The organism is Nocardia sp. NPDC051990, from assembly GCF_040680755.1.
Lineage (GTDB): Bacteria > Actinomycetota > Actinomycetes > Mycobacteriales > Mycobacteriaceae > Nocardia.
Genome location: NZ_JBFAXH010000003.1, coordinates 199,587 through 222,782, shown reverse-complemented (window position 1 = coordinate 222,782; position 23,196 = coordinate 199,587). Strand labels below are relative to the sequence as shown.

At 66.7% G+C, this 23,196-nt stretch carries 2 protein-coding genes; both read left to right on the top strand.

Annotated elements, in window-relative coordinates:
• Window positions 1-98: 98 nt before the first annotated feature.
• Window positions 99-14,384 carry an amino acid adenylation domain-containing protein gene (locus tag AB0L63_RS07475; RefSeq protein WP_364496073.1) on the top strand — a complete coding sequence of 4,762 codons (14,286 nt, stop codon included), beginning with the start codon at window positions 99-101 and terminating at the stop codon, window positions 14,382-14,384.
• Window positions 14,385-15,553: 1,169 nt separating this feature from the next.
• Window positions 15,554-23,140, top strand: coding sequence for an amino acid adenylation domain-containing protein (locus AB0L63_RS07470; protein ID WP_364496070.1), 7,587 nt, complete (start codon window positions 15,554-15,556; stop codon window positions 23,138-23,140).
• Window positions 23,141-23,196: the final 56 nt, after the last annotated feature.

Below are 23,196 nucleotides of genomic sequence, written 5' to 3'. Positions count from 1 at the left end.
GAGATGTAACGACAACGCTAGAAAGTAGTTCCGGAAATGCTCGGCTTGTTCGAAGATGTGGTGGAGTTCGCGCGCGATGCGCGACAGGGGTTCGGCGCATGACGCGGCCGAATCGCGAGCGGCCCAACCGGACTCGCGGCCCGCGGATCAAGACTCTGCCGCAATTGCTCACCACCGCCGTTGAGGCCAATCCGGCCGGACCCGCGGTCGTATTCGCCGATGCCACGGCGACATTGGCGCAGTCGAGTTATGCCGAACTCGATGATCGGTCGAACCGCCTGGCACGCTTGCTGATCGAGCGCGGCGTCGGCCCGGAGGATTTGGTCGCGGTTGGGATTCCGCGGTCGGTGGCATCGATTGTCGCGGTGTGGGCGATCGCCAAGGCCGGTGCCGGATTCGTCCCCGTCGACCCGAACTATCCCGCCGATCGCGTCGCCCACATGCTGTCGGATTCCGGTGCGGCACTGGGGCTTACCGCCGCGGCGGTGGACCTACCCGGCGGCCCGGAGTGGCTCGCCATCGATACCGCGGACTTCGAGCAACGGATCGCGACATATTCGGCGGACCCGATCACCTACGCGGATCGGATCCGGCAACTGCGTGCCGAGCATCCGGCCTATGTCATCTACACCTCCGGGTCGACCGGTACCCCCAAGGGGGTGGTCGTCACCCAGGCCGGGTTGTCGAATTTCTGTGATGAGCAGCGCGAGCGCTATACGCTGACCGCCGATTCGCGCACCCTGCATTTCGCCTCACCTTCCTTCGACGCGTCGGTATTGGAGTTGCTGCTGGCGCTGAGCCGGGGCGCGACCATGGTCGTCGCCGCACCGACGGTGTACGGCGGCGCCGAACTGGCCGCACTGCTGCGCCGCGAGCGGGTGACACATGCCTTCATCACCCCGGCCGCGCTCGCCTCGTTGCCTGCCGAGGGGCTGGACGAATTGCGCGTCGTGGTCGCGGGCGGCGAGGCCTGCCCACCGGAGTTGGTGCAGCGCTGGGTACTACCGATCGCGGATGGCCGAACCCGGGAATTCTTCAATGGTTACGGGCCGACCGAGACCACGATCATGACCAATATCAGCGCACCGCTGGTGCCCGGCGGGCCGGTGACCATCGGGGGGCCGATTCGCGGGATCACTGAATATGTGCTGGACCCCGAACTCGCGCCGGTGCCGGGCCGGGTGGTTGGTGAACTCTATATCTCCGGTGCGCAGGTGGCACGCGGCTATCGCGATCGACCGGGACTGACCGCCGCGCGGTTCGTGGCCGATCCGTTCGGTGCGCCGGGTTCACGGCTCTACCGCACCGGCGATCTGGTGCGCTGGACCGCCGATCGGGAGCTGGAATACCTGGGGCGCAACGATTTCCAGGTGAAGATCCGCGGTTTCCGCATCGAACTCGGTGAAATCGATGCGGTGCTCGCCGCACACGACGGCGTCGATTTCGTCGTCACCATCGGTCACGAGCAGGACAGCGGCGCGACGATTCTGGTGTCGTATGTGCGTGCCGTCGATGGTGTCGTCATCGATACGGCGGAACTGACCGAGCTGGCAGCGCGCAAGCTGCCCGCCCATATGGTGCCGAGCGCCATTATGGTGCTCGATGAGATCCCGCTGACGCCGGTGGGCAAGCTGGATCGCGGGGCGCTGCCCGCACCGCAATTGCGCACCAGGACTTTCCGCGCGCCGTCGGGTGCGGTCGAGCCGGTGATCGCCGAACTCTTCGCCGAGGTCCTCGCGCTCGAGGTGCCCGTCGGCGCCGATGACGACTTCTTCGAACTCGGTGGCAACTCGCTGATCGGCACCCAGGTGATGGCGCGTCTCGGTGCGGTGCTGGATGCCCGGATTCCGGTGCGTCTGCTCTTCGAGATGCCGACCGTCGCCGGACTGGCCGCCGCGGTGGCCGAACACGCGGGGGCGGGTAACCGCAAGGCGCTGGCCGCCGGCCCGCGTCCTGCTGCGATTCCGTTGTCGCTGGCCCAGCAGCGGATGTGGTTCCTGAACCGGTTCGATACCGCATCGGCGGCCTACAACATTCCGATCGCGGTGCGTTTGAGCGGTGCGCTGGATGTGGCCGCGCTGCGGGCGGCGGTCGCGGATCTGGTTGCGCGGCACGAGGTTCTGCGCACGGTGTATCCCGACACCGATACGGGTCCGGTGCAGCTCATCCTGCCCGCGGACCAATCGGCGCCCGAGCTGACGGTCCGGAAGGTCGCGGCCGAGCAGCTCGAATCCGCGGTGCGCGAACTGCTTTCGACGACCTTCGATGTGACCGCCGAGGTGCCGCTGCGGGTCGGCTTGTTCGAGGTCGAGAACACACAAGCCGAGTTCGTGTTGGCGCTGGTGGTGCACCATATCGCTGGTGACGGTACCTCGATGGGGCCGTTGACCCGAGATCTGATGACCGCCTACGCCGCACGGTCGGCCGGTTCCGCGCCCGGCTGGGCACCGCTACCGGTGCAGTACGCGGACTACAGCATCTGGCAGCGCGAGGTGCTGGGCAGTGAGGACGACCCGGAGTCGTTGGCAGCCGGGCAGATCGCCTACTGGCGCGCCGCACTCGCCGAACTGCCCGATCAGCTGGAGCTGCCGACGGATCGGCCACGGCCACCGGTGCAGTCCTTCGCCGGAGGCAAGATCCTGGCGGATATCGATGCCGAAACCCACCGGGCGCTGGTCGAATTGGCGCGCGCCGAGGGGGCGACGCTGTTCATGGTCGTGCACGCGGCCTTGGCGGTGCTGCTGGCGCGGTTGTCGGGTACCGATGACATTGCCATCGGCACGCCCATGGCGGGTCGCGGTGAGGCGGCGCTGGACGAGCTGATCGGTATGTTCGTCAATACTCTCGTATTCCGCACCCGGGTCGATGAATCCGCACTGTTCACCGAACTGCTCGCGCGCCAACGCGAGACGGATCTCGCGGCCTTCGCCAATGCCGATGTGCCGTTCGAACGCCTCGTCGAGGTGCTGAATCCGGTCCGCTCGACAGCCCGGCATCCGCTGTTCCAGGTGGGCTTGTCGTTCCAGAATCTGGCCGCGGCGAGTCTGGAGTTACCCGGACTGACCATCTCGGGCGTGGACTTCGATGCCGCGGTCTCGCAGTTCGATCTGCACTGGATCATCGGCGATCGCTACGACGAGGCCGGTCGGCCCGCAGGCATCCGCGGTGCCGTCACCTATGCGCACGATCTGTTCGACGAGCCGACGGTGCAGGGCTTCGTAGCTCGGTTCACCCGCCTGCTCGGTGCGATCGCCGCCGCACCGCGCACCGTCGTCGGTGCGCTGGAACTGCTGGATGCCGCGGAATGGACCGAACTGGTATCCGGCCGCAATGCGACCAACCATGTGGTGGACGCGACGGCGACGCTGGTGTCGCTGTTGGACGCGACCGTGGCCGCGACACCGGGTGGCGTGGCGCTGATGGGTGCGGACGGCGAGTCGATGACCTATGCCGAGCTGGACGCCCGAGTGAATCGTCTTGCGCGGCACTTGATTTCACGTGGTGTGGGTCCGGAGTCGCGGGTGGTCCTCGCGCTTCGCCGGTCGGTGGATCTGATCGTCGCGATGTACGCGGTGGTCAAGGCCGGTGCCGCGTATGTGCCGGTGGATCCGGATCAGGCCGCGGCGCGGACCGATTACATTCTGGGTACCGCGGCACCGGTCTGCGTATTAACCGATGCGGCAGCGGGTTTCGATACCGAACTGGCACCGGTGCTGCGCCTGGACCGGCTCGACCTCGGTCGGTTCGCCGCGACACCGATCGCGGATGATGAGCGGGTCCGGCCACTGCGTGCGGCGAATACCGCGTACGTGATCTTCACCTCGGGTTCGACCGGGCGGCCGAAGGGTGTCGCGATATCGCATGCCGCGATCGTCAACCAATTGCTCTGGAAGACCGGCGAATTCGCACTCGGACCTGGCGACGCGGTGCTGTTGAAGACGGCCGCCACCTTCGATCTGTCGGTGTGGGAGTTCTGGTCGGCGGCGGTATTCGGCGGGCGATTGGTGCTGGCCCACGCGGATGGGCATCGCGATCCGGACTATCTGAACGAGCTGATGGCGCGGGAATCGGTGACCACCCTGCATGTGGTGCCGTCGATGCTGGACGCGCTGTTGTCCGGTCGGCTGCCGTTCACCTTGCGGCGGGTGCTGGTGATCGGTGAGGCGCTGCCCGCGGCGCTGGCGCGGCGATTCCGGGACACCTATCCGCAGAAGGAACTGGTCAATCTGTACGGCCCGACCGAGGCGGCGGTGTCGGTCACCAGCCATCGGGTGACCGATGCGGATGCGGTGTCGGTGTCGATCGGTGCCCCGGAGTGGAACAGCCGTGTCTATGTGCTGGATGCGCGGTTGCGTCCGGTGCCGGTGGGTGTTTCGGGTGAGTTGTATTTGGCCGGTGCGCAATTGGCGCGCGGTTACTTCGGGCGGGTCGATCTGACCGCGGAGCGGTTCGTGGCGAATCCGTTCGAGTCGGGTGCTCGGATGTACCGCACGGGTGACCTGGTGGCCTGGAATGCGCGGGGTGAGTTGGAGTATCGCGGTCGCACCGACTTCCAGGTGAAGATCCGTGGCTTCCGGATCGAGCTGGGGGAGATCGAGGCGGCACTGGCCGCGCTGCCGGATATCGCGCAGGCGGCGGTGATCGCCGACGCCGATGAACGGACCGGTGATCGGCTCGTCGCGTATCTGGTTCCGATGGGCGGCGATATCGATGTGGCACAGGTGAAGTCGGCGCTAGGACGTGTGCTGCCGTCTTATATGGTGCCCGCCGCCTATGTAGTTCTCGCCGCGCTCCCGCGCACCGTCAATGGCAAGCTGGATCGAAAGGCATTGCCCGCGCCGGAGTTCGAGACCCAGGTGTTCCGTGCGCCGTCGACGCCGATCGAGGAGATCGTCGCCGGGGTGTTCACCGATGTGCTCGGGGTGGCTCGGGTCGGGATCGATGACGACTTTTTCGCGCTCGGCGGCAATTCGCTGATCGCCACTCAGGTGGCGGCGCGCTTGGGGGCCGCGCTGGATACCCAGGTGCCGGTGCGGGTGTTGTTCGAGGCGAGCACCGTCGGGGCACTGGCGGTGCGGGTGGAACAGCATGTCGGCTCGGGTCGGCGGCCGCCATTGGCCGCGCTCGAGCGACCGGATCGGGTGCCGTTGTCGCTGGCGCAGCAGCGAATGTGGTTCCTGAACCAGTTCGATACCGCATCGCCCGCCTACAACGTGCCGGTGGTGGTGCGGCTGTCCGGTGCGCTGGATATCGATGCACTGCGCGTGGCGGTCGCGGATGTGGTGGCCAGGCACGAGGTGCTGCGCACCGTGTATCCGTCGCACGACGGTGTCGTGTATCAGGTGATTCTGCCGGTGGGGCAGGCGGTTCCGAATCTGACGGTGGCCGATATCGCGGCCGATGAGCTGCGCGATCGCATCGTCGAGCTGGTCGGCACCGGGTTCGATGTCACCGCCGAGGTGCCCGTGCGTGCCGAATTGCTGTGCTGCGATGGTGAATACGTGTTGGTGCTCGTGGCCCACCACATCAGCGCCGATGGCTGGTCCATGGGCCCGCTGACCCGCGACCTGATGCTCGCCTATATCGCGCGCACCGGCGGATCGGCTCCCGCGTGGACGCCATTGCCGGTGCAGTACGCCGACTTCGCGCTCTGGCAACGGACCGTACTCGGCTCGGAATCGGATTCGAATTCGCTTGCCGGACAACAGGTGTCGTATTGGCGTGAGAATCTAGCCCAGCTACCGGATGAGCTGAATCTGCCGTCGGATCGGGCCCGGCCCGCGGTCCCGTCGTTCGTCGGTGGCCGATGCGACATCCCGATCGACGAGCAGTTGCACGCGGAGCTGCTGCGCTTGGCTCGCGAGCACAATGCGACCCTGTTCATGGTGGTCCACGCCGCACTCGCGGTATTGCTGGCCCGATTGTCCGGCACCGGCGATATCGCCATCGGCACGCCGGTCGCCGGGCGTGGTGAGGCCGTACTCGACGATGTCGTCGGCATGTTCGTGAATACGCTCGTATTGCGCACCGAGGTAGCGGGTGGCAGCACCTTCGCCGAGTTGCTTGCCCAGGCCAGGGAGGTGGACCTACAGGCGTTCGCGCACGCGGATATTCCGTTCGAGCGTCTGGTGGATCTGCTGGAACCGGAACGGTCGACGGCGCGGCATCCGCTGTTCCAGGTGGCGCTGTCCTTCGAGAACCTGCCGGACAATTCCTTCGAGCTGCCCGGGTTGCGGGTCGCCCCGGTCGATTTCGATCTCGTGACCGAGAAATTCGATCTGTCGCTGGCGATTCGCGAGTCTAGTTCGGGCATCTTCGCCGCATTCACCTACGCACGCGACCTTTTCGATGACGCGACGGTGCGCGTATTCGCCGATCGGTTCGTGCGGTTGCTCACCGCGATCGTCGCGAATGCCGAAACACCGGTCGGTGATCTGCCGTTGCTGGCCGACTCCGAGGTCGAATTCCTGACCAGGGTGCAGCCGGATCAGATGATGGCGGGTGGGCTCCTGCCTGATCTGCTGTTGCGCGGGCTGCGGCTCGGGGCCGACCGCACTGCGGTCCGTTATGCGGACCGGTCGATCAGCTACCGCGAACTCGACCGGTACTCGTCACGGTTGGCCCGGGTCCTGATCGAACGCGGTGTCGGTCCGGAAAGTCTGGTCGCGCTGGCAGTGCCACGCTCCTACGAGATGGTCGTCGCGATGCTGGCCGTCGCGAAGGCTGGTGGCGCGCATGTGCCGATCGATCCGAGCCATCCGCTGGAACGGGTCCGGTACCTGCTGACCGACTCGGCCGCGGTCCTCGGACTGACCACCGCCCAGTATCTCGGCGACCTCCCCGATGACGTGCGCTGGCTCGCGCTCGACGATCCGGCGACGGAATCATTGTGCGCCAACCGATCCGCCGCACCGATCACCGACACCGACCGGATCACCCCGCTGCGACTGCACAATCCGGCCTATGTCATCTACACCTCCGGTTCGACCGGTATGCCCAAGGGCGTCACCGTGACCCACGCCGGACTCGGCGGTCTGCTCGAGCATGCGATCGAGCTGTATCGGCTCGAGCCGACCCGCCGCTTCCTGCATATCTGCGCGCCGAGCTTCGACCCGTCGATATTGGAATGGCTGTGCGCCTTTTCGGTTGGGGCGACACTGGTGATCGTGCCGTCCACCGTGCCCGGTGGACACGAACTCGGTGAGCTGCTACGCGCCGAACAGGTGACGCACGCGATCATCACCCCGGCGGTGCTCGGCACGGTGGATCCGACCGGCCTCGACCACCTCGAAATGCTTTCCGTCGGTGGCGATGTCACCACACCGGAACTGCTGGCCAAATGGCAGCCCGGTCGCAGGTACTACAACGGCTACGGCCCGACCGAGACCACCATTATCTCGTCTTATGCGGAACTGACTGCGGGACAGCACATTACGATCGGCAGTCCGGTGCGCGGCATGTCCGCACTTGTGGTCGACGCGCGGCTGAACCCGGTACCGCCCGGGGTGACGGGTGAGCTGTATCTGGCGGGCGGCGCGCTTGCCCGCGGTTATCGCAACCGAGCCGGGCTGTCCGCGCAACGTTTCGTCGCTAATCCGTGGGGCGAACCGGGTGCCCGGATGTATCGCACCGGTGACCTGGTCCGCTGGTACGCGACTCCGGCGGGGTCGTGGGAGCTGGACTATGTGGGGCGCAGCGACTTCCAGGTGAAGATCCGTGGCTTCCGTGTCGAACTCGGTGAGATCGATGCGGTGCTCGGCGGTCATGAGGACATCGAATTCGCGGTCACGCTCGGCCGCGAAACGGCGGCGGGCGCAACGGTGTTGGTGTCATATGTGCTCCCGGTGGCCGAACGGATCGTCGACCAGGACCGACTCACCGAATTCGCGGCGCGCGTCCTGCCTTCGCATATGGTGCCCTCGGCCATCGTCGTCCTCGACGAGGTGCCGCTGACCACCAATGGCAAGCTCGACCGCGACGCGCTGCCCGAGCCACGGTTCACCGCCACGGTGTCGCGGGCACCGTCCGGCCGGCTGGAATCGCGGATCGCTGAGCTCTTCGCACAGGTGCTCGGCGTGCGGCAGGTCGGTGCCGACGACTCCTTCTTCGCCATCGGTGGCGACAGCATCATCTCGATCCAGTTGGTGTCGCGGGCCAAGGCGGTCGGAATCGGATTCACCCCGCGCGATGTCTTCGAGCAGAAGACGGTCGCCGGATTGGCCAGGGTCGCGGTGCTCGGCACGGATCCCGCGCCGGTCGTGCTGGCCGAGCTGCCCGGTGGTGGGGTCGGCGATATACCGCTCACGCCGGTGCTCGCGGGTTTTCTCGACAACGGTTCGTTCGGCCGATTCGCGCAGACCCTGGTGCTCGCACTCCCCGATGGCATCGATCGCACCGGACTGCTCGCCACGCTCACCGCGGTGCTTGACCACCACGACATGTTGCGTGCGCGGGTATGGCAGGTGGAGGGCCGGTGGTGGCAGCAGGTGGCCGCGCCGGGCACCGTCGACGTGTCGGCACTGTTGTCCGAGGTGGAGGTGCCCTACGGGGCCGAGCTCGAGCGAATCGGCAATGCCGCCATGGCTTCCGCGCTGGCGGCACTGGACCCGAGCATGGGCCGGATGGTCGCCTTCGGTTGGCTGCGCAGGTCGGGTGCACGCGATCTGCTCATCGTCGCGGCGCATCACTATGTGATCGACGGGGTGTCCTGGCGGATTGTGATCCCGGACTTCATCACCGCATGGGCGCAGCGTTGCGCGGGGATCGCCATTGCGTTGCCGCCGGTCGGGACGTCGTTCCGGCGTTGGGCGCACGGTCTGGTCGAGGCGGCGGGCTCGCCGTCGCGGATGGCCGAACTCGACTACTGGCGCACGGTGCTGGCCACACCGGATCCCTTGCTCGGTACGCGTGCGCTCGATCCCGCCGTCGATACCCACGCGACGGTGCGGCAGTTGACGGTCGAGGTGCCGGTGGAGGTCGCCGATGCGGTACTGACCACGGTGCCCGCGCTGTACCGGGGCGGTGTCAATGACGGTCTGCTCGCGGCGCTGGCTGTGGCGGTGCGGACCTGGCGGGCGCGCCGCGGTATCGACGCCGCGGTCACCAGAATTCGACTGGAGGGCCACGGCCGTGAAGAAGCGGCCGTACCCGGTGCCGACTTGACCCGTACGATCGGCTGGTTCACCAGCGTGTATCCGGTGGCGCTCGATCTCACCGGCGTTGCCGAAACCGCGGCGATACTGCGGTCGGTGAAGGAACAGTTGCTCGCGGTTCCGGATCGCGGTATCGGCTTCGGCATACTGCGCCAATTGAATTCGGCTACCGCCGGTGCGCTGGCCGCTGATATCGGGCAGATCGGCTTCAACTATCTTGGCCGGGTATCCACCGGCGTACCGGAGGGGCTGACCGATCCGGCCTGGCTCCCATCCGGCGATCTGGGTGACCTCGACGACGGCCAGGATCCGGCGCTGCCCGCCTCGGCCGTGGTCGATATCAATGCGATCGTCATCGATACCGATGCCGGACCGCGTATGGACGTGGTGTTCAAATACGCCGGTGAAATCCTCGACGCGGCGGCGGTTCAGGAACTGGCCGACGACTGGCTCACCGCGCTGACGGCGGTAGCCCGGCACGTCACCGAGCCGGACGCCGGTGGTCTCACCCCATCGGATGTGCCGCTCGTATCGACCACCCAGCACGAACTCGACACCTGGCGCGCGAACTACCCGGGCCTGGCCGAGGTGCTGCCGCTGTCGCCGCTGCAAACCGGTCTGCTGTTCCTGATGGAAATGCTGGCGGAGTCGGTGGACCCGTACGTCATTCAGGTGGCGGTCGAACTCTCGGGCGAATTCGAACTCGAGCGCCTGCACCTCGCCGCACAGGCGGCACTGGACCGGCACGTGAATCTGCGCAGCGCCTTCACTTTCGGCGCGAACGGCAAACCGGTGCAGCTCATCGCGAACGGTGTCCGGGTGCCGTGGCGGGTGGTCGCCGAGGTACCCGATGCCGATCTGCCCGAGCTGCTCGCCGCCGACCAGCGCACCGGATTCGATCCCGCGCTCGCGCCGCTGCTGCGATTCACGGTGTACCGCACCACATCCGGGCGCACGCAACTGGTATTGACGGCGCATCACATCCTGCTCGACGGCTGGTCGATGCCGCTGCTCATGAAGGATCTGCTGATCCTCTACGCGACCAGAAGCGATACCTCGCTGCTGCCCGCGGGGCGGCCGTACCGCGACTATCTGTCGTGGCTATCGCGCCAGGACCGCGCCGCCACCATGGGCGCGTGGGATGCGGCGTTGACCAAGGCCCGGCCGACACTGCTCGCGCCCGCGCTGGTGCGACCCACGGTGCCGGACAACGGATTCGGCAGGACCGCATTCGAACTATCGGCGACGGAGACGGCCACGTTGACGTCCTTCGCCGCGGCGACCGAGGTCACCGTGAATACGGTGCTGCAGGCGGCGTGGGGTGTGGTCGTCGCCGGTATCACCGACCGCGACGATGTGGTCTTCGGCGTCACGGTTTCCGGACGTCCACCGCAGCTCGACGGCGTCGACGCGATGGTCGGCCTGTTCGTGAACACCATCCCGGTGCGCGTCCGATTCGATTCGGCGACAACGGTTTCGCGACTGCTGACCGAGCTGCAAGCCGAGCAGGCAGCACTGCTGGAACATCACTATCTCGGGCTGGCCGACATCCAGGCGCTGGGGGGCGGCAGCGAATTGTTCGACACGCTGGTGGCCTACGAGTCGTATCCGATCGATGCCGATGGCCTGCGGCAGGCGGGCAGCGCTGTCGACGGGCTGGTGGTCGGTGGCGTGAATTCGGTCGACTACACCCACTATCCGATCACCGTCCGGGCCGAACTGGGGACCAGGCTGCGGGTCGAGGTGCTGTACCGCGGCGATGCCGTCGCGGCCGCGGCGGCGCGGGCGCTGACCGAGCGGTTACGCGCGGTGCTCGCCGAATTCGTCACCGCGCCACAGGATTCGGTCGCCGCCGTGCGTGATGGTGCGAGCCCCGATGTGCTCACCCAGGTTCGATACTGGCGCAATACGCTGGCGGGCCTGCCGGATGAGTTGACGTTGCCCATGGATCGACCGCGCTCGAGCATGCCCTCCGATATCGGTGGGCGGGTCCCGCTCGAGATTGGCGTGCACCTGCATCACGAACTGCGTCGGCTCGCCGAGACCAGGGATACCTCGGTATTCGTGGTGGCGCACGCCGCTTTCGTGGTGCTGCTGGCGCGGCTGTCCGGTACGACCGATATCGCGATCGGTACACCGGCCTCGGGGACGGGCGAAGCCTTCGACAACACCGTGGTGCTGCGTACCGAATATCACCCGAATGCGACCTTCGATGAACTGCTCGGCGCGGTCGCCTCGGCCGATGCCGCCGCATTCGCGCACGCCGATGTCCCGTTCGCGCAACTCGTCGAGGTACTCGATCCGATCCAGGTGACCGGCAGGCATCCGCTGTTCCAGGTCGCGATCGACAATGTCGGCACCGCAACCGATCCGCTCACGGTGGACCTGCGACTTTCGCTGAGCGAGCGGATCGGCCCACGCGGTGAAACCCAGGGTGTACTGGCCGAATTCACCTATGCGACAGACCTGTTCGATGCCGCGACCGCACAGGGCTTCGCCGATCGGTTCGCCCGCATCCTCACCGCGGTCGTCGCCGGTGCCACGGCGACCGTCGGCGATATCGAGCTGCTCGGACCGAACGAGCGCACCAGAGTGCTGCACGAATGGAATTCGCGCGGTGCGTGGGTGCCCGCCGCGACCCTGCCCGAGTTGATCGCCGATCAGGCCCGGCGCAGGCCCGATGCCGTCGCGGTGCGCTTCGGCGATACCGCACTGAGCTTCGCCGAGCTGCGGCGGCGTTCGAACCGGGTGGCCAGGGCGCTCATTGCGGCCGGTGCCGGACCGGAATCGCTGGTGGCCGTCGCGGTTGCGCGCACCGAAGAGCTGCCGGTCGCCTTGCTCGGCGTGCTCACCGCGGGCGCGGCGTATCTGCCGATCGATATCACCTATCCGGCGCAGCGGCTGGCCTTCGTGCTCTCCGATGCGGTGCCGGTCTGCGTGCTCACCACCGCCGAACAGCGTGCCGATGTGCCGGTCGGCGAGTTGCCGGTGATATTGCTCGAAGAGACAACGGAATTCGACGATCGCCCGGTCAGCGATGCCGACCGCATCGCACCGCTGTTGCCCGATCACCTCGCCTACGTCATCTACACCTCGGGTTCGACCGGTGTGCCGAAGGGCGTTGGGGTCGCGCATCGCAATGTGGTCGAGCTGTGCGCGAATACCCAGCCGCTGTTCGGTTTCGACGACACCGATGTGTGGACGCTGTTCCACTCCTTCGCCTTCGACTTCTCGGTATGGGAGCTGTGGTGCGCGTTGGCCACCGGAGGTGCGGTGGTCGTAGTCGATTACGCGACCTCGCGGGCACCGGAACTATTCCGCGAGTTGCTGATCCGGGAACGGGTCACCGTGCTGAACCAGACACCGTCGGCGTTCTATCAGCTCATCGAGGCCGACCGAGCCGCGGCGGATTCCGATAGCGAATTCGCGCTGCGACATGTCGTATTCGGCGGCGAGGCACTGGATCTGCGACAGTTGCGGCGCTGGTACGAGCGCCATGACGCGGCTGCGCCGCGCCTGGTCAATATGTACGGCATTACCGAAACCACGGTGCACGTCTCGTTCCTGGCGCTGGACAAGCAGATCGCGGACAGTCCGGACAGTCTGATCGGACGTGCGTTGCCCGGCTTGGACGGCTATGTGCTCGACCAGCGCCTGCACCCGGTACCGGTCGGCACACCGGGTGAGATCTATGTGGCCGGGGCCCAGCTGTCCAGGGGATACCTCGGCAGGCCCGGTCTGGCCGCGGTGCGTTTCGTCGCGAATCCGTTCGGCGCACCAGGATCTCGCATGTACCGTACCGGTGATCTCGGCCGCTGGGGCCACGCCGGACTCGCCTACGCGGGGCGCAGCGATCAGCAGGTTCAGTTGCGCGGCTTCCGCATCGAGCTCGGTGAGATCGAATCCGCGCTGCTGCGCTGCCCCGGGGTGAGCCAAGCGGTGGTGTTGGTTCGCTCGACCGAACGTCTCGGTGATCAGCTCGTCGGATATGTGGTGCCCGCGGCCGGTGCCGACCTCGACCCGGATGAACTGCGCGTCCAGGTGGCCGAATTCCTCACCGGCTATATGGTTCCCGCCGCCATCGTGGTGCTCGACGTCATGCCGCTGACGCCGAACGGCAAGCTGGACCGGCGCGCATTGCCCGAACCCGCCTTCGCGGCACGGGAATACCGCGCACCGGCCACCCCGATCGAGGAAACCGTCGCCGTCGCCTTCGCGGAGGTGCTCGACCTCGACCGATTCGGTATGGACGACAACTTCTTCGAGCGCGGCGGCAATTCGCTGATCGCCACGAAGCTGACCGCGCGGCTGAGTTCGCTGCTCGGCGAGAAGATTCCGGTGATGCGGATATTCACCGCGCCGACCCCTAGTGAATTCCTGGCCGAACTGGCCCGCCGAGCGGGCGGGCACGTCGAGGGCGAGGCGGCCTTCGATGTGGTGCTGCCGCTGCGCGCGACCGGTACCACCGAGCCGCTGTTCTGTATCCATCCGGTCTCCGGTATCGCGTGGTCGTTCGCGGGTCTGGCCGCGTATCTCGATTCCGACCGGCCGATCTACGGTATCCAGGCGCCCACACTGGCCGCACCGGCCGTGCTGGCGGACACCATCGAGGAATGGGCCCGGCGCTATGTCGAGGCGATCCGCACGGTCCAGCCGCAGGGGCCATATCACCTCATCGGCTGGTCGATGGGTGGTGTTTTCGCCCATGAGATCGCGGTGCAGTTGCAGCGGGCCGGACAGCGGGTGGCCACCCTCGCGGTGATGGACAGCTATATGGCCGATCCACCCGACGAACGCGCGCAGGGCGCGGGCTCACCCGTGCCGGTGGCCGAGCTGATCGGCGGCCTGCTCGGTGAACAGGCCGGTGACCTCGGCTTCGACACCGATGTGGACTGGGGACAACTCGCCGAGCGGTTGGGCGAGCTGCCGGAGCCGTTCGCCTCCTTCGGCTCCGACCGCTTCACCCGAGTGCTGGATACCGCCGTGCATTCGGTCGTGCTGCGCAATGCCTATCGGCCGGCGCGTTTCCACGGCGATGTCATCTACTTCACCGCGGCTCTCGACGATCCCACCGGCTCGATCGGTGCGTCGATCTGGGCCGAGGTGGTCGACGGCATGGTGGACAATCGCGCGGTGCCGACCACGCATTGGCGGATGACGGCCGCCGCCGGACTCGCTGAAATCGGCAGGGTGCTCACCGATGTGTGGCGGGAAACCCGCAGCGGAGACTGATCTTCGGCGGTGCAGTTGTGTGCGCACTCATTGTGGTGGCCGCACCCCCGGTAGGGTGTGCGGCCACCACGGGGGACGCAAGGCTTGTGCGGTGCACCGCGACGCAATGATCGGCCACATTCACTGGCGGATGACGGCCGCCGCTGGGCTCACCGAAAATCGGGAACGTGCTCTCCGAGTTTTGGCGCTGAACCCGACGGGGCCAGGCGGATTGGCTCGAGCGTCCATCCCTCGATGCGCGCGGGGCCCTGCGGGATCGGTGCTGGAATGGGCGCTCAGGCCGAGCCCACTGCGTCGCCGACGAGCCCGAACCGGAGCTCGCGGTAGACAGCTATCGGGTATCGAGGTACTCAGATGGCGCAATCGTCAGTGTGGTCCCTGGCATGGCGATCGTGACCGCGCCAGTACTCGTATTCCATGTCGCGCTGATTTGTTCGGCCGCATAGGGGATCCCGTAAACCAGTCCGCGCCCCGGAGAATGACCTACGAGCACCTCGTACCTGGACCCCGCGAAACCGGGTGTCGTCCGGTGATAAACGCAGTACGGCGGCGCCGCCGTCCGTGGTCCGCAACCGATCTCCACCTGCTCGGACGACGCGGATACCCAAATCCGATATCCGACGAAAATCACCGCGACTGCGCTCACGCACGCCAGCAGCACTATTCCCCCGCGACGAACCATTGCGCGACCGTACTACGCAATCAAGATCAGGTGGAACTGGTGCCGGCAGTCTCTCGGTGGATTCGGGCGATGCCGCCCCAGCTTCCTCGTGATCACATGTCCAGCTTGACGGGGGTGATTCCCTTGTGGTGGTGGGGTTTTGGGGGCGGGTAAGTGCCGTTGTCGGCAGTGGCGCGGTGGTGGGGGTCGTGGCTGTGGATGCGATTCGGCAGGAGTATTGGGCGGAATTCACTCCGCCGGGGAGAGATTCACGAGGACGGTTCGTGGACGTGTACCAGTTACGTGACGTAGTTCACTGAGTCGGGCGGCGACGCAACACCAACCGTCTGAGACCGATACACAGTTGTCACGCACTGCGCCCTCTTGTCGCGGAGGCGTAACTGTATACGCAACAGGCTTATATGATGGGTTCGGCCCCGGTGCTGAATGCCCTCGAAGGAGGGTAGGGGGCAGGTCCAAGCTCGACTCGAGAGGTGAACACACTCGAATGGATACTGCCCGTCGTACCGTCCGTGGAAGCCGTCGCCGCAGGTCGGGGAGCCCGCTGTTCGCCCAGCTGCTCACGGCCGCAGTGGAGTCCGCGGACGATTCGGTCGCCCTCCGATTCAACCCGACCGGTGATCCGGCCGATCAACGTGAACTCACCTATCGCCAACTCGATACCGCCTCGTCACAGATCGCGCGCGAGCTGATCGATCGCGGGATCGGCGCGGGCGACTACGTCGCGATGAGTATCACCCGCTCGGTCGAATCGATCGTCGCGCTGTGGGCGATCGTGAAGACGGGGGCGGCCTATGTTCCGGTCGACCCGAACTATCCGGCGGACCGGATCGAGCACATCGTCACCGATTCGGGTGCGGCACAAGGCCTGACCACCTCGGCGCATCGCGCCAAACTCGGCACCTCGGTCTATTGGATCGAAATAGACGATCCGGTGGTTTCCGCGCGCATCGCCGCCCAGCCCGATCATCCGGTCTCCTATGCCGATCGCGTGCGCGTGGTCAATGAAAACCATCCGGCCTACGTCATCTATACCTCGGGTTCCACCGGTAAGCCGAAGGGCGTCGCGGTCACCCACACCGGGCTGGCCGGGCTCGCGGCGATCGGCGAGCATTATCTGATCGACGCGGATTCCTGTGTCTTACATCTGAGCTCGCCCAGTTTCGACTTCTCGATAATGGAGACGCTGTTCACCTTCTCGGTCGGCGCGACGCTGATCATCGCGCCGCCGACGGTATTCGGCGGCGCCGAACTCGCGGATCTACTACGCCGCGAGCAGGTCACCCATCTGCTGATCACCCCGGGTGCGCTGGAGTCGCTCGATACCGCCGATCTCGATGACCTGCAGGTCGTGGTGGCGGGCGGGGACCGGCTCCCGACGGAACTGGTGGCGCGCTGGGCCGATAGCGGCCGGTCGGTATTCAATGCGTACGGGCCGAGTGAGGCGACCGTCATGGTCACCAGCACCGACGCGCTGCCGTCCGGTGAGACTGTCACCATAGGTTCCGCCATCGCGGGCGTCGGCGCCTTCGTGCTCGACGCGCGGTTGCGTCCGGTCCCCGCGGGTGTTGTCGGTGAGCTCTATGTCTCGGGTGCGGTGCTTGCGCAGGGCTATCTCAATCGGCCGGAGCTGACCGCGGAACGCTTTGTGGCCAGCCCGTTCGGCGCGGATGCCGATAGCGCGGGTGCGCGCCTGTATCGCACCGGAGATCTGGTGCGGCGCAACGAAACCGGTGAGCTGGAGTATCTGGGCCGGTCCGATTTCCAGGTCAAGATCCGCGGTTTGCGCATCGAACTCGGCGAGATCGACAGCGCGCTCACCACCCATCCTGATGTCGACTTCGCGGCCACGCTGAGCAAGACACTGCCCTCCGGAACAACCGCCCTGATCGCGTATGTGCTGCCGCGTGACGGCGCCACACTCGATACCGGTCAGCTCGCGGCACATGTCGCAGAATCGTTGCCGGACTACATGATTCCGGCCGCGATCACGGTGTTGGACGAGATTCCGCTGACCCCGGTCGGCAAGCTGGATCGGGCGGCACTGCCCGAACCGGTCTTCGCCACGCGTCGGTTCCGTGCCCCGGCGACACCGGTCGAGGAGATCGTTGCCGAGGTATTCGGGACGCTGCTGCTCGGTGGTGAGATGGACGCGCGCGTCGGCGTCGACGACGACTTCTTCGAACTCGGCGGCAACTCGCTGCTGGCCACCCAGGCTGCTGCGCGCATCGGTTCCGCACTCGAAATCCGGGTGCCGGTCGAGCTGATCTTCGAGGCTTCGACGGTATCGGCACTGGCCGAACGCGTTGAGCAGCATGCGGGTTCGGCCGTCGGCCAGGCGCTCACCGCCCAGATCCGTCCCGACCGGATTCCGCTGTCCTACGCGCAGCAGCGGATGTGGTTCCTGAACCGTTTCGATACGGCCAGTGCGGTCAACAATATTCCGCTTGCGGTGCGGCTGTCCGGGCGACTGGATGTCGACGCGCTGCGCGCGGCGGCGCACGATCTGACCGACCGACACGAGGTGCTGCGCACCATCTATCCGGATATCGATGGCGAGGGCTTCCAGGTCGTGCTGCCGGTGACCGATGCGCGCGCGGTGCCGGAGCTTCCGGTGACCACCGCGACGATGCCGGAGCTTTCGGATCTGATCAGTGCCGAGGTGCTGGCCGGATTCGATGTGATGGCCGCGCCGCCGGTGCGCCTGCGGCTGTTCCAGCTCGGCGAATCCGAGTACGTGCTGGTGTGCGTGGTGCACCACATCGCGGCGGACGGTTTCTCGCTCGGACCGCTGGCCCGCGATCTGATGACCGCGTACTCCGATCGCGTGCGCGGCGGACGGCCCGAATGGCCGCCGCTTGCGGTGCAATACGTCGACTACACCATCTGGCAGCGCGAAACCCTCGGCAGCGAGTTCGACCCGGAATCGGTCCTCGCGCAGCAGATCGAATTCTGGCGCGGTGAATTGGATACGCTGCCAGAACAATTGGATCTGCCCGCCGATCGGCCGCGGCCGGCCGCGGCATCCAACAACGGTGCCGTCGTCTCCTTCGATATCGATGCCGAGATCCATGCGCGACTCGAACAGATTGCGCACCAGCACAATTCGACGCTGTTCATGGTCGTGCACGCGGCGCTCGCGGTACTGCTGGCCCGGCTTTCGGGCACCCGCGATATCGCGATCGGCACCCCGGTGGCCGGCCGCGGTGAGGCGGCGCTGGACGATATGATCGGCATGTTCGTCAACACCCTGGTGCTGCGGACCGAGATCGATCCCGCCATGACCTTCGACGAGCTGCTACGTGCGGTGCGCAAGGTCGATATCGCGGCCTTCGGACACGCCGACGTGCCGTTCGAGCGGCTGGTCGAACTGCTCGATCCGGTGCGTTCGGCCGCGCGGCATCCGTTGTTCCAGGTGATGCTGGTCTTCCAGAACCTGGCGCGCACCGATCTGGAATTGCCGGGCCTGACCGTCTCGTCCGTGGATCACACGGTATCGCTGGCCAGGTTCGATTTGCAGCTCGAGATCGCGGAAAACACCGCGGCGCGAGCGCTGGGCCCGGAGGCGGTAGCGGAGCGTGACCACGGAGGGCACCGGGAGCGTCGCGAATCAGACACCGCGGCGCGAGCGCTGGGCCCGGAGGCGGTAGCGGAGCGTGACCACGGAGGGCACCGGGAGCGTCGCCGATCAAACACCGCGGCGCAGGGCATGTCGGCGACCTTCACCTACGCCACCGACTTGTTCGACGCCGCCACCGTGCGCGACTTCGCCGATCGTTTCCTGCGGGTGCTGTCCGCGGTCGCGGCCGATTCCGATGCGGTGCTCGGCGATATCGATCTCCTGGCCCCCGGCGAGCGCGATCTGGTACTGCACGAATGGAATTCGGCCGGGGTGACCGTGCCCGAGGTGACGCTGGTCGATCTCATCCAGGCGCAGGCGCGCCGTCGTCCGAATGCGATCGCGATCCGATTCGGTGATATCGCACTGAGTTTCGGTGAACTGCAGCGGTGCGCGAACAAGGTGGCACGGGCATTAATGGCGCGCGGCGCGGGGCCGGAAGCGCTGGTCGCCGTCGCCGTCGGACGATCCGAGCAGCTGCCCATCGCACTGCTCGGTGTGCTCACCGCCGGTGCCGGATATCTGCCGATCGACACCACCTACCCGGCGCAGCGCCTCGAGTTCGTGCTGACCGACGCGCAGCCGACCTGCGTGCTGACCACATCCGATCTGCTCGGCGATATTCCGGCGACGGATGTTCCGGTGGTGCTGCTGGACGAGACCGCGGGCTTCGGCGAATCGCCGATCACCGATATCGAGCGCACATCCCGGCTGCGTCCGGACAACCTGGCCTACGTCATCTATACCTCCGGCTCCACCGGTGTCCCGAAGGGCGTCGCCGTCGCGCACGGCAATGTGGTGGAGCTGTTCGCCAACACCCAGCTGATGTTCGAATTCGATGACACCGATGTGTGGACGCTGTTCCACTCCTTCGCCTTCGACTTCTCGGTGTGGGAACTGTGGTGCGCGCTCGCCAATGGCGGCACCGTGGTCGTCGTCGACTACCTGACCTCCCGCTCCCCGGAACAGTTCCGCGACTTGCTGATTCGCGAACAGGTCACGGTGCTGAACCAGACCCCGTCGGCGTTCTATCAGCTCGCCGAGGCCGATCGCGCCTCCCATGCGGGCGATCAGGGCAAATTCGCGCTGCGCTATGTGGTATTCGGTGGTGAGGCACTGGATCTGCGCCAGTTGCGGCGCTGGTACGACCGGCACACCTTCGATGCGCCGTGGCTGGTCAATATGTACGGCATCACCGAAACCACGGTGCACGTGTCGTTCCTGGCCCTGGATGCGCAGCTCGCCGAGAATCCGGCCAGCGCCATCGGCCGGGCCTTGCCCGGTCTGGAGAGCTACGTGCTCGACGACCGGCTGCATCCCGCTCCGGTCGGGGTGGCGGGCGAAATCTACGTCAGCGGTGCGCAGCTGTCCCGCGGCTACCTGGGGCGGCCCGGACTGGCCGCGACCCGTTTCGTGGCGAATCCGTTCGGGGCGCCGGGATCTCGCATGTATCGCAGCGGCGACCTGGGCCGCTGGGCCGGTTTCGCGGGCCATGCAAATCTCGAATACGTTGGGCGCACAGATCAGCAGGTGCAGTTGCGCGGCTTCCGCATCGAACTCGGCGAGATCGAATCGGCGTTACTCGCACAGCCTTCCGTCAGCCAGTCCGCCGTGCTGGTGCGCTCCGACGAACACGCCGGTAACCGGCTGGTCGGATACGTGGTGGCCGAAGCCGATGCTCAGGTGCAGGGCCCACAGCTGCGCGCCGCGGTTGCCGAATTCCTTACCAGCTATATGGTTCCGGACGCGATCGTCGTACTGGACGCGCTGCCGCTGACGCCGAACGGCAAACTGGACCGAAAGGCGCTGCCCGCACCGGAATTCGTGGGCGGTGCCACCTACCGCGCCCCGCAGACCCCCATCGAGCAGGCGGTCGCCGGAGTATTCGCCGGACTGCTCGGCGTCCGCGATGTCGGCCTGGACGACGATTTCTTCGACCTCGGCGGTAACTCGCTGCTGGCCACCAGGGCGGTCAGCCGGATCAATGAGGCGTTGGACGCCAATGTCTCGGTGCGCGAACTGTTCGAGGCCTCGACCGTTTCGACGCTGGCCGCGCGGGTCGTCCCCGGCTCCTCGATCGGAACCCGGGCCCCGCTGGTGGTGGCGGCGCGCCCGGATCGGGTGCCGCTGTCGCTGGCACAGCAGCGCATGTGGGTGCTCAACCAGTTCGATACCCGCTCGGCGGCCTACAACATCCCGCTCGGCATCGGCCTGACCGGCGCCCTCGATGTGCAAGCGCTGCGCGATGCGGTCGCCGATGTACTCGAGCGGCACGAGGCGCTGCGCACCCGCTACCCGTCGACGGGTCCGGGTGGACTGCCGTACCAGCAGATCCTGCCGGTCGCCGAGGCATGGCCGGGCGGGCTCGCGGTCGAGTCGAGCGCCGATCCCATCGTCCGCATCACCGAACTGATGGCGACCGGATTCGATGTGACCCGGGAGGTTCCGGTGCGCGGCGTACTGCTGCGCGGCGCCGGTGCCGATCAATCGGGCCAGGACCGGCATCTGCTCGCCATGGTGGTGCACCACATTTCTGCCGACGGCGCCTCGATGGCCCCGCTGGCTCGTGACCTGATGCTCGCCTACGCCGCGCGCTGTGCCGGTGATGTCCCGACCTGGACGTCGCTAGAGGTGCAGTACGCCGACTTCGCGATCTGGCAGCGTGAGGTCATCGGCATCGACGACGACGAGAACTCCATCGCCGCAGCGCAATTGGCCTATTGGTGCGACAAGCTGGCCGGACACTCCGGCGCGCTGGAGCTGCCGCTGGACCGGCCGCGCCGCGCGGTGCCGTCCATGCGTGGTGCATCGACGGCTTTCACGCTAACGCCCGAGGTGCATGCCGGACTGATTCGCATTGCCAGGGAACACAATTCGTCACTGTTCATGGTCGTGCACGCGGTGCTCGCGGTGCTGTTGGCGCGATTGTCCGGCAGTTCCGACATCACGATCGGTACCCCCATCGCGGGCCGCGGTGAGCGCGCGCTCGACGATCTGGTCGGCATGTTCGTCAATACCTTGGCGCTGCGCACCACGACCGAATCGGGGACCACCTTCGACGCGCTCGTCGAACATGTTCGCGAGACCGATCTTTCGGCCTTCGGCAATGCCGATATCCCGTTCGAGCGGGTGGTCGAAGTGGTGCTGCCGAACCGCGAGGCCGGACACACCCCGCTGTTCCAAGTAGTGCTGTCCTTCGACAATCTCGAGCAACCGAAGCTGGAGCTGCCCGGTCTGACGGTCACGGCTCTGGATACCGGCGCGGTCGCGGCGAAGTTCGATCTGCAGCTGACCGTCGAGCCGCGGCACGGCGCGGACGGCGCACCCGGCGAGCTGGTCGCCGTATTCAATTACGCCACAGACCTTTTCGACGAATCGACGGTGCAGGCATTCGGCCGCAGGTTCAGTCGGATCTGTGCCGCCGTCGTGGCGGACCCGCAGGTTAGTGTGGGCGATATTGATATCCTCGATGCCGCCGAACGCGATCGCGCACTGACCGCGCCGGTGAGCGCGCCGGAGTCGGCCGCCGATGGCGTGCCGGTCACCACCGGCGCGGCGCTGACCCAGGCGCTGGCCGCCGCGGTGGAGGACGATCCGGACGGACCCGCGGTGGTTTTCGGCGAGGACGCGGTGTCCTTCCAGGATCTCGACGCCCGGTCCTCGCGACTGGCCCGGGTGCTGATCGCGCGGGGCTGTGGCCCGCGCACCGGTGTTGCCATCCGACTGGATCGTGGTGTGGACGCGGTGGTCGCCACCTGGGCGGTGCTCAAGGCCGGTGCCGCAGTGACCCCGGTGACTACCGTCGACGGACCGCTGCCGGATGGTCTGGAAGTCAAGGTCGGACTGACCACCGGCGCACGGCCCCATCGTGACTGGGGGATAGTGGTCGGCGGGGCGGGTGAAAACAGCCTCGACTGGCTGGGTCTCGACGATCCGGATGTACTCGCCGAGATCGCCGCCGAATCGCCCCGCCCGGTGACCTACGCCAACCGGACGCACGCGCTGTGTGGTGAGGATCCGGCCTTCGTCGCCGCGGTGACGTTGTCCTACAACGATATTTCCATCGCGACCAGGCGCTTGCGGGCGCGCGCCGAGCTCACCTTCGACTCCCGGCTGTTCCGGCACGGCCGCCCGGATTCGGCGGCGGCGCTGCTGGAAGTGGTCGCGGCCGGGGAGAGCGGTGCGTCGCTGGTGGTGACCGCCGGTGACCTGGACAACGTAACGCTTTCGGCACTGTTGGCCGACGAATGGGTGACACATCTGTTCATCGACCGGGCCGGACTCGGGCCGGTCGAGGTGACGGGGCTGGAGGACCTGCACGCCGTGGTGCTCGATGATACCGGTGGCGATCGCTTGCGGGTCGCTCGAAACAACACAGCGCCCGCACCGGAATTCGGGTCCGTCCCGGTTGTCATCGACCTCGGTGCGCTACTGGGCGTCCAGGACGTGGGTTGATCCTCCGCCGGACGAATCCGGCGGGTGCGCCATGGGCCGCAACCGGTGGCGACCGG

Excerpts from the sequence above, each read along its gene's own strand:
- AB0L63_RS07470 (WP_364496070.1), top strand. The coding sequence starts at position 15,554 with ATGGATACTGCCCGTCGTACCGTCCGTGGAAGCCGTCGCCGCAGGTCG.
- AB0L63_RS07475 (WP_364496073.1), top strand. The coding sequence starts at position 99 with ATGACGCGGCCGAATCGCGAGCGGCCCAACCGGACTCGCGGCCCGCGG.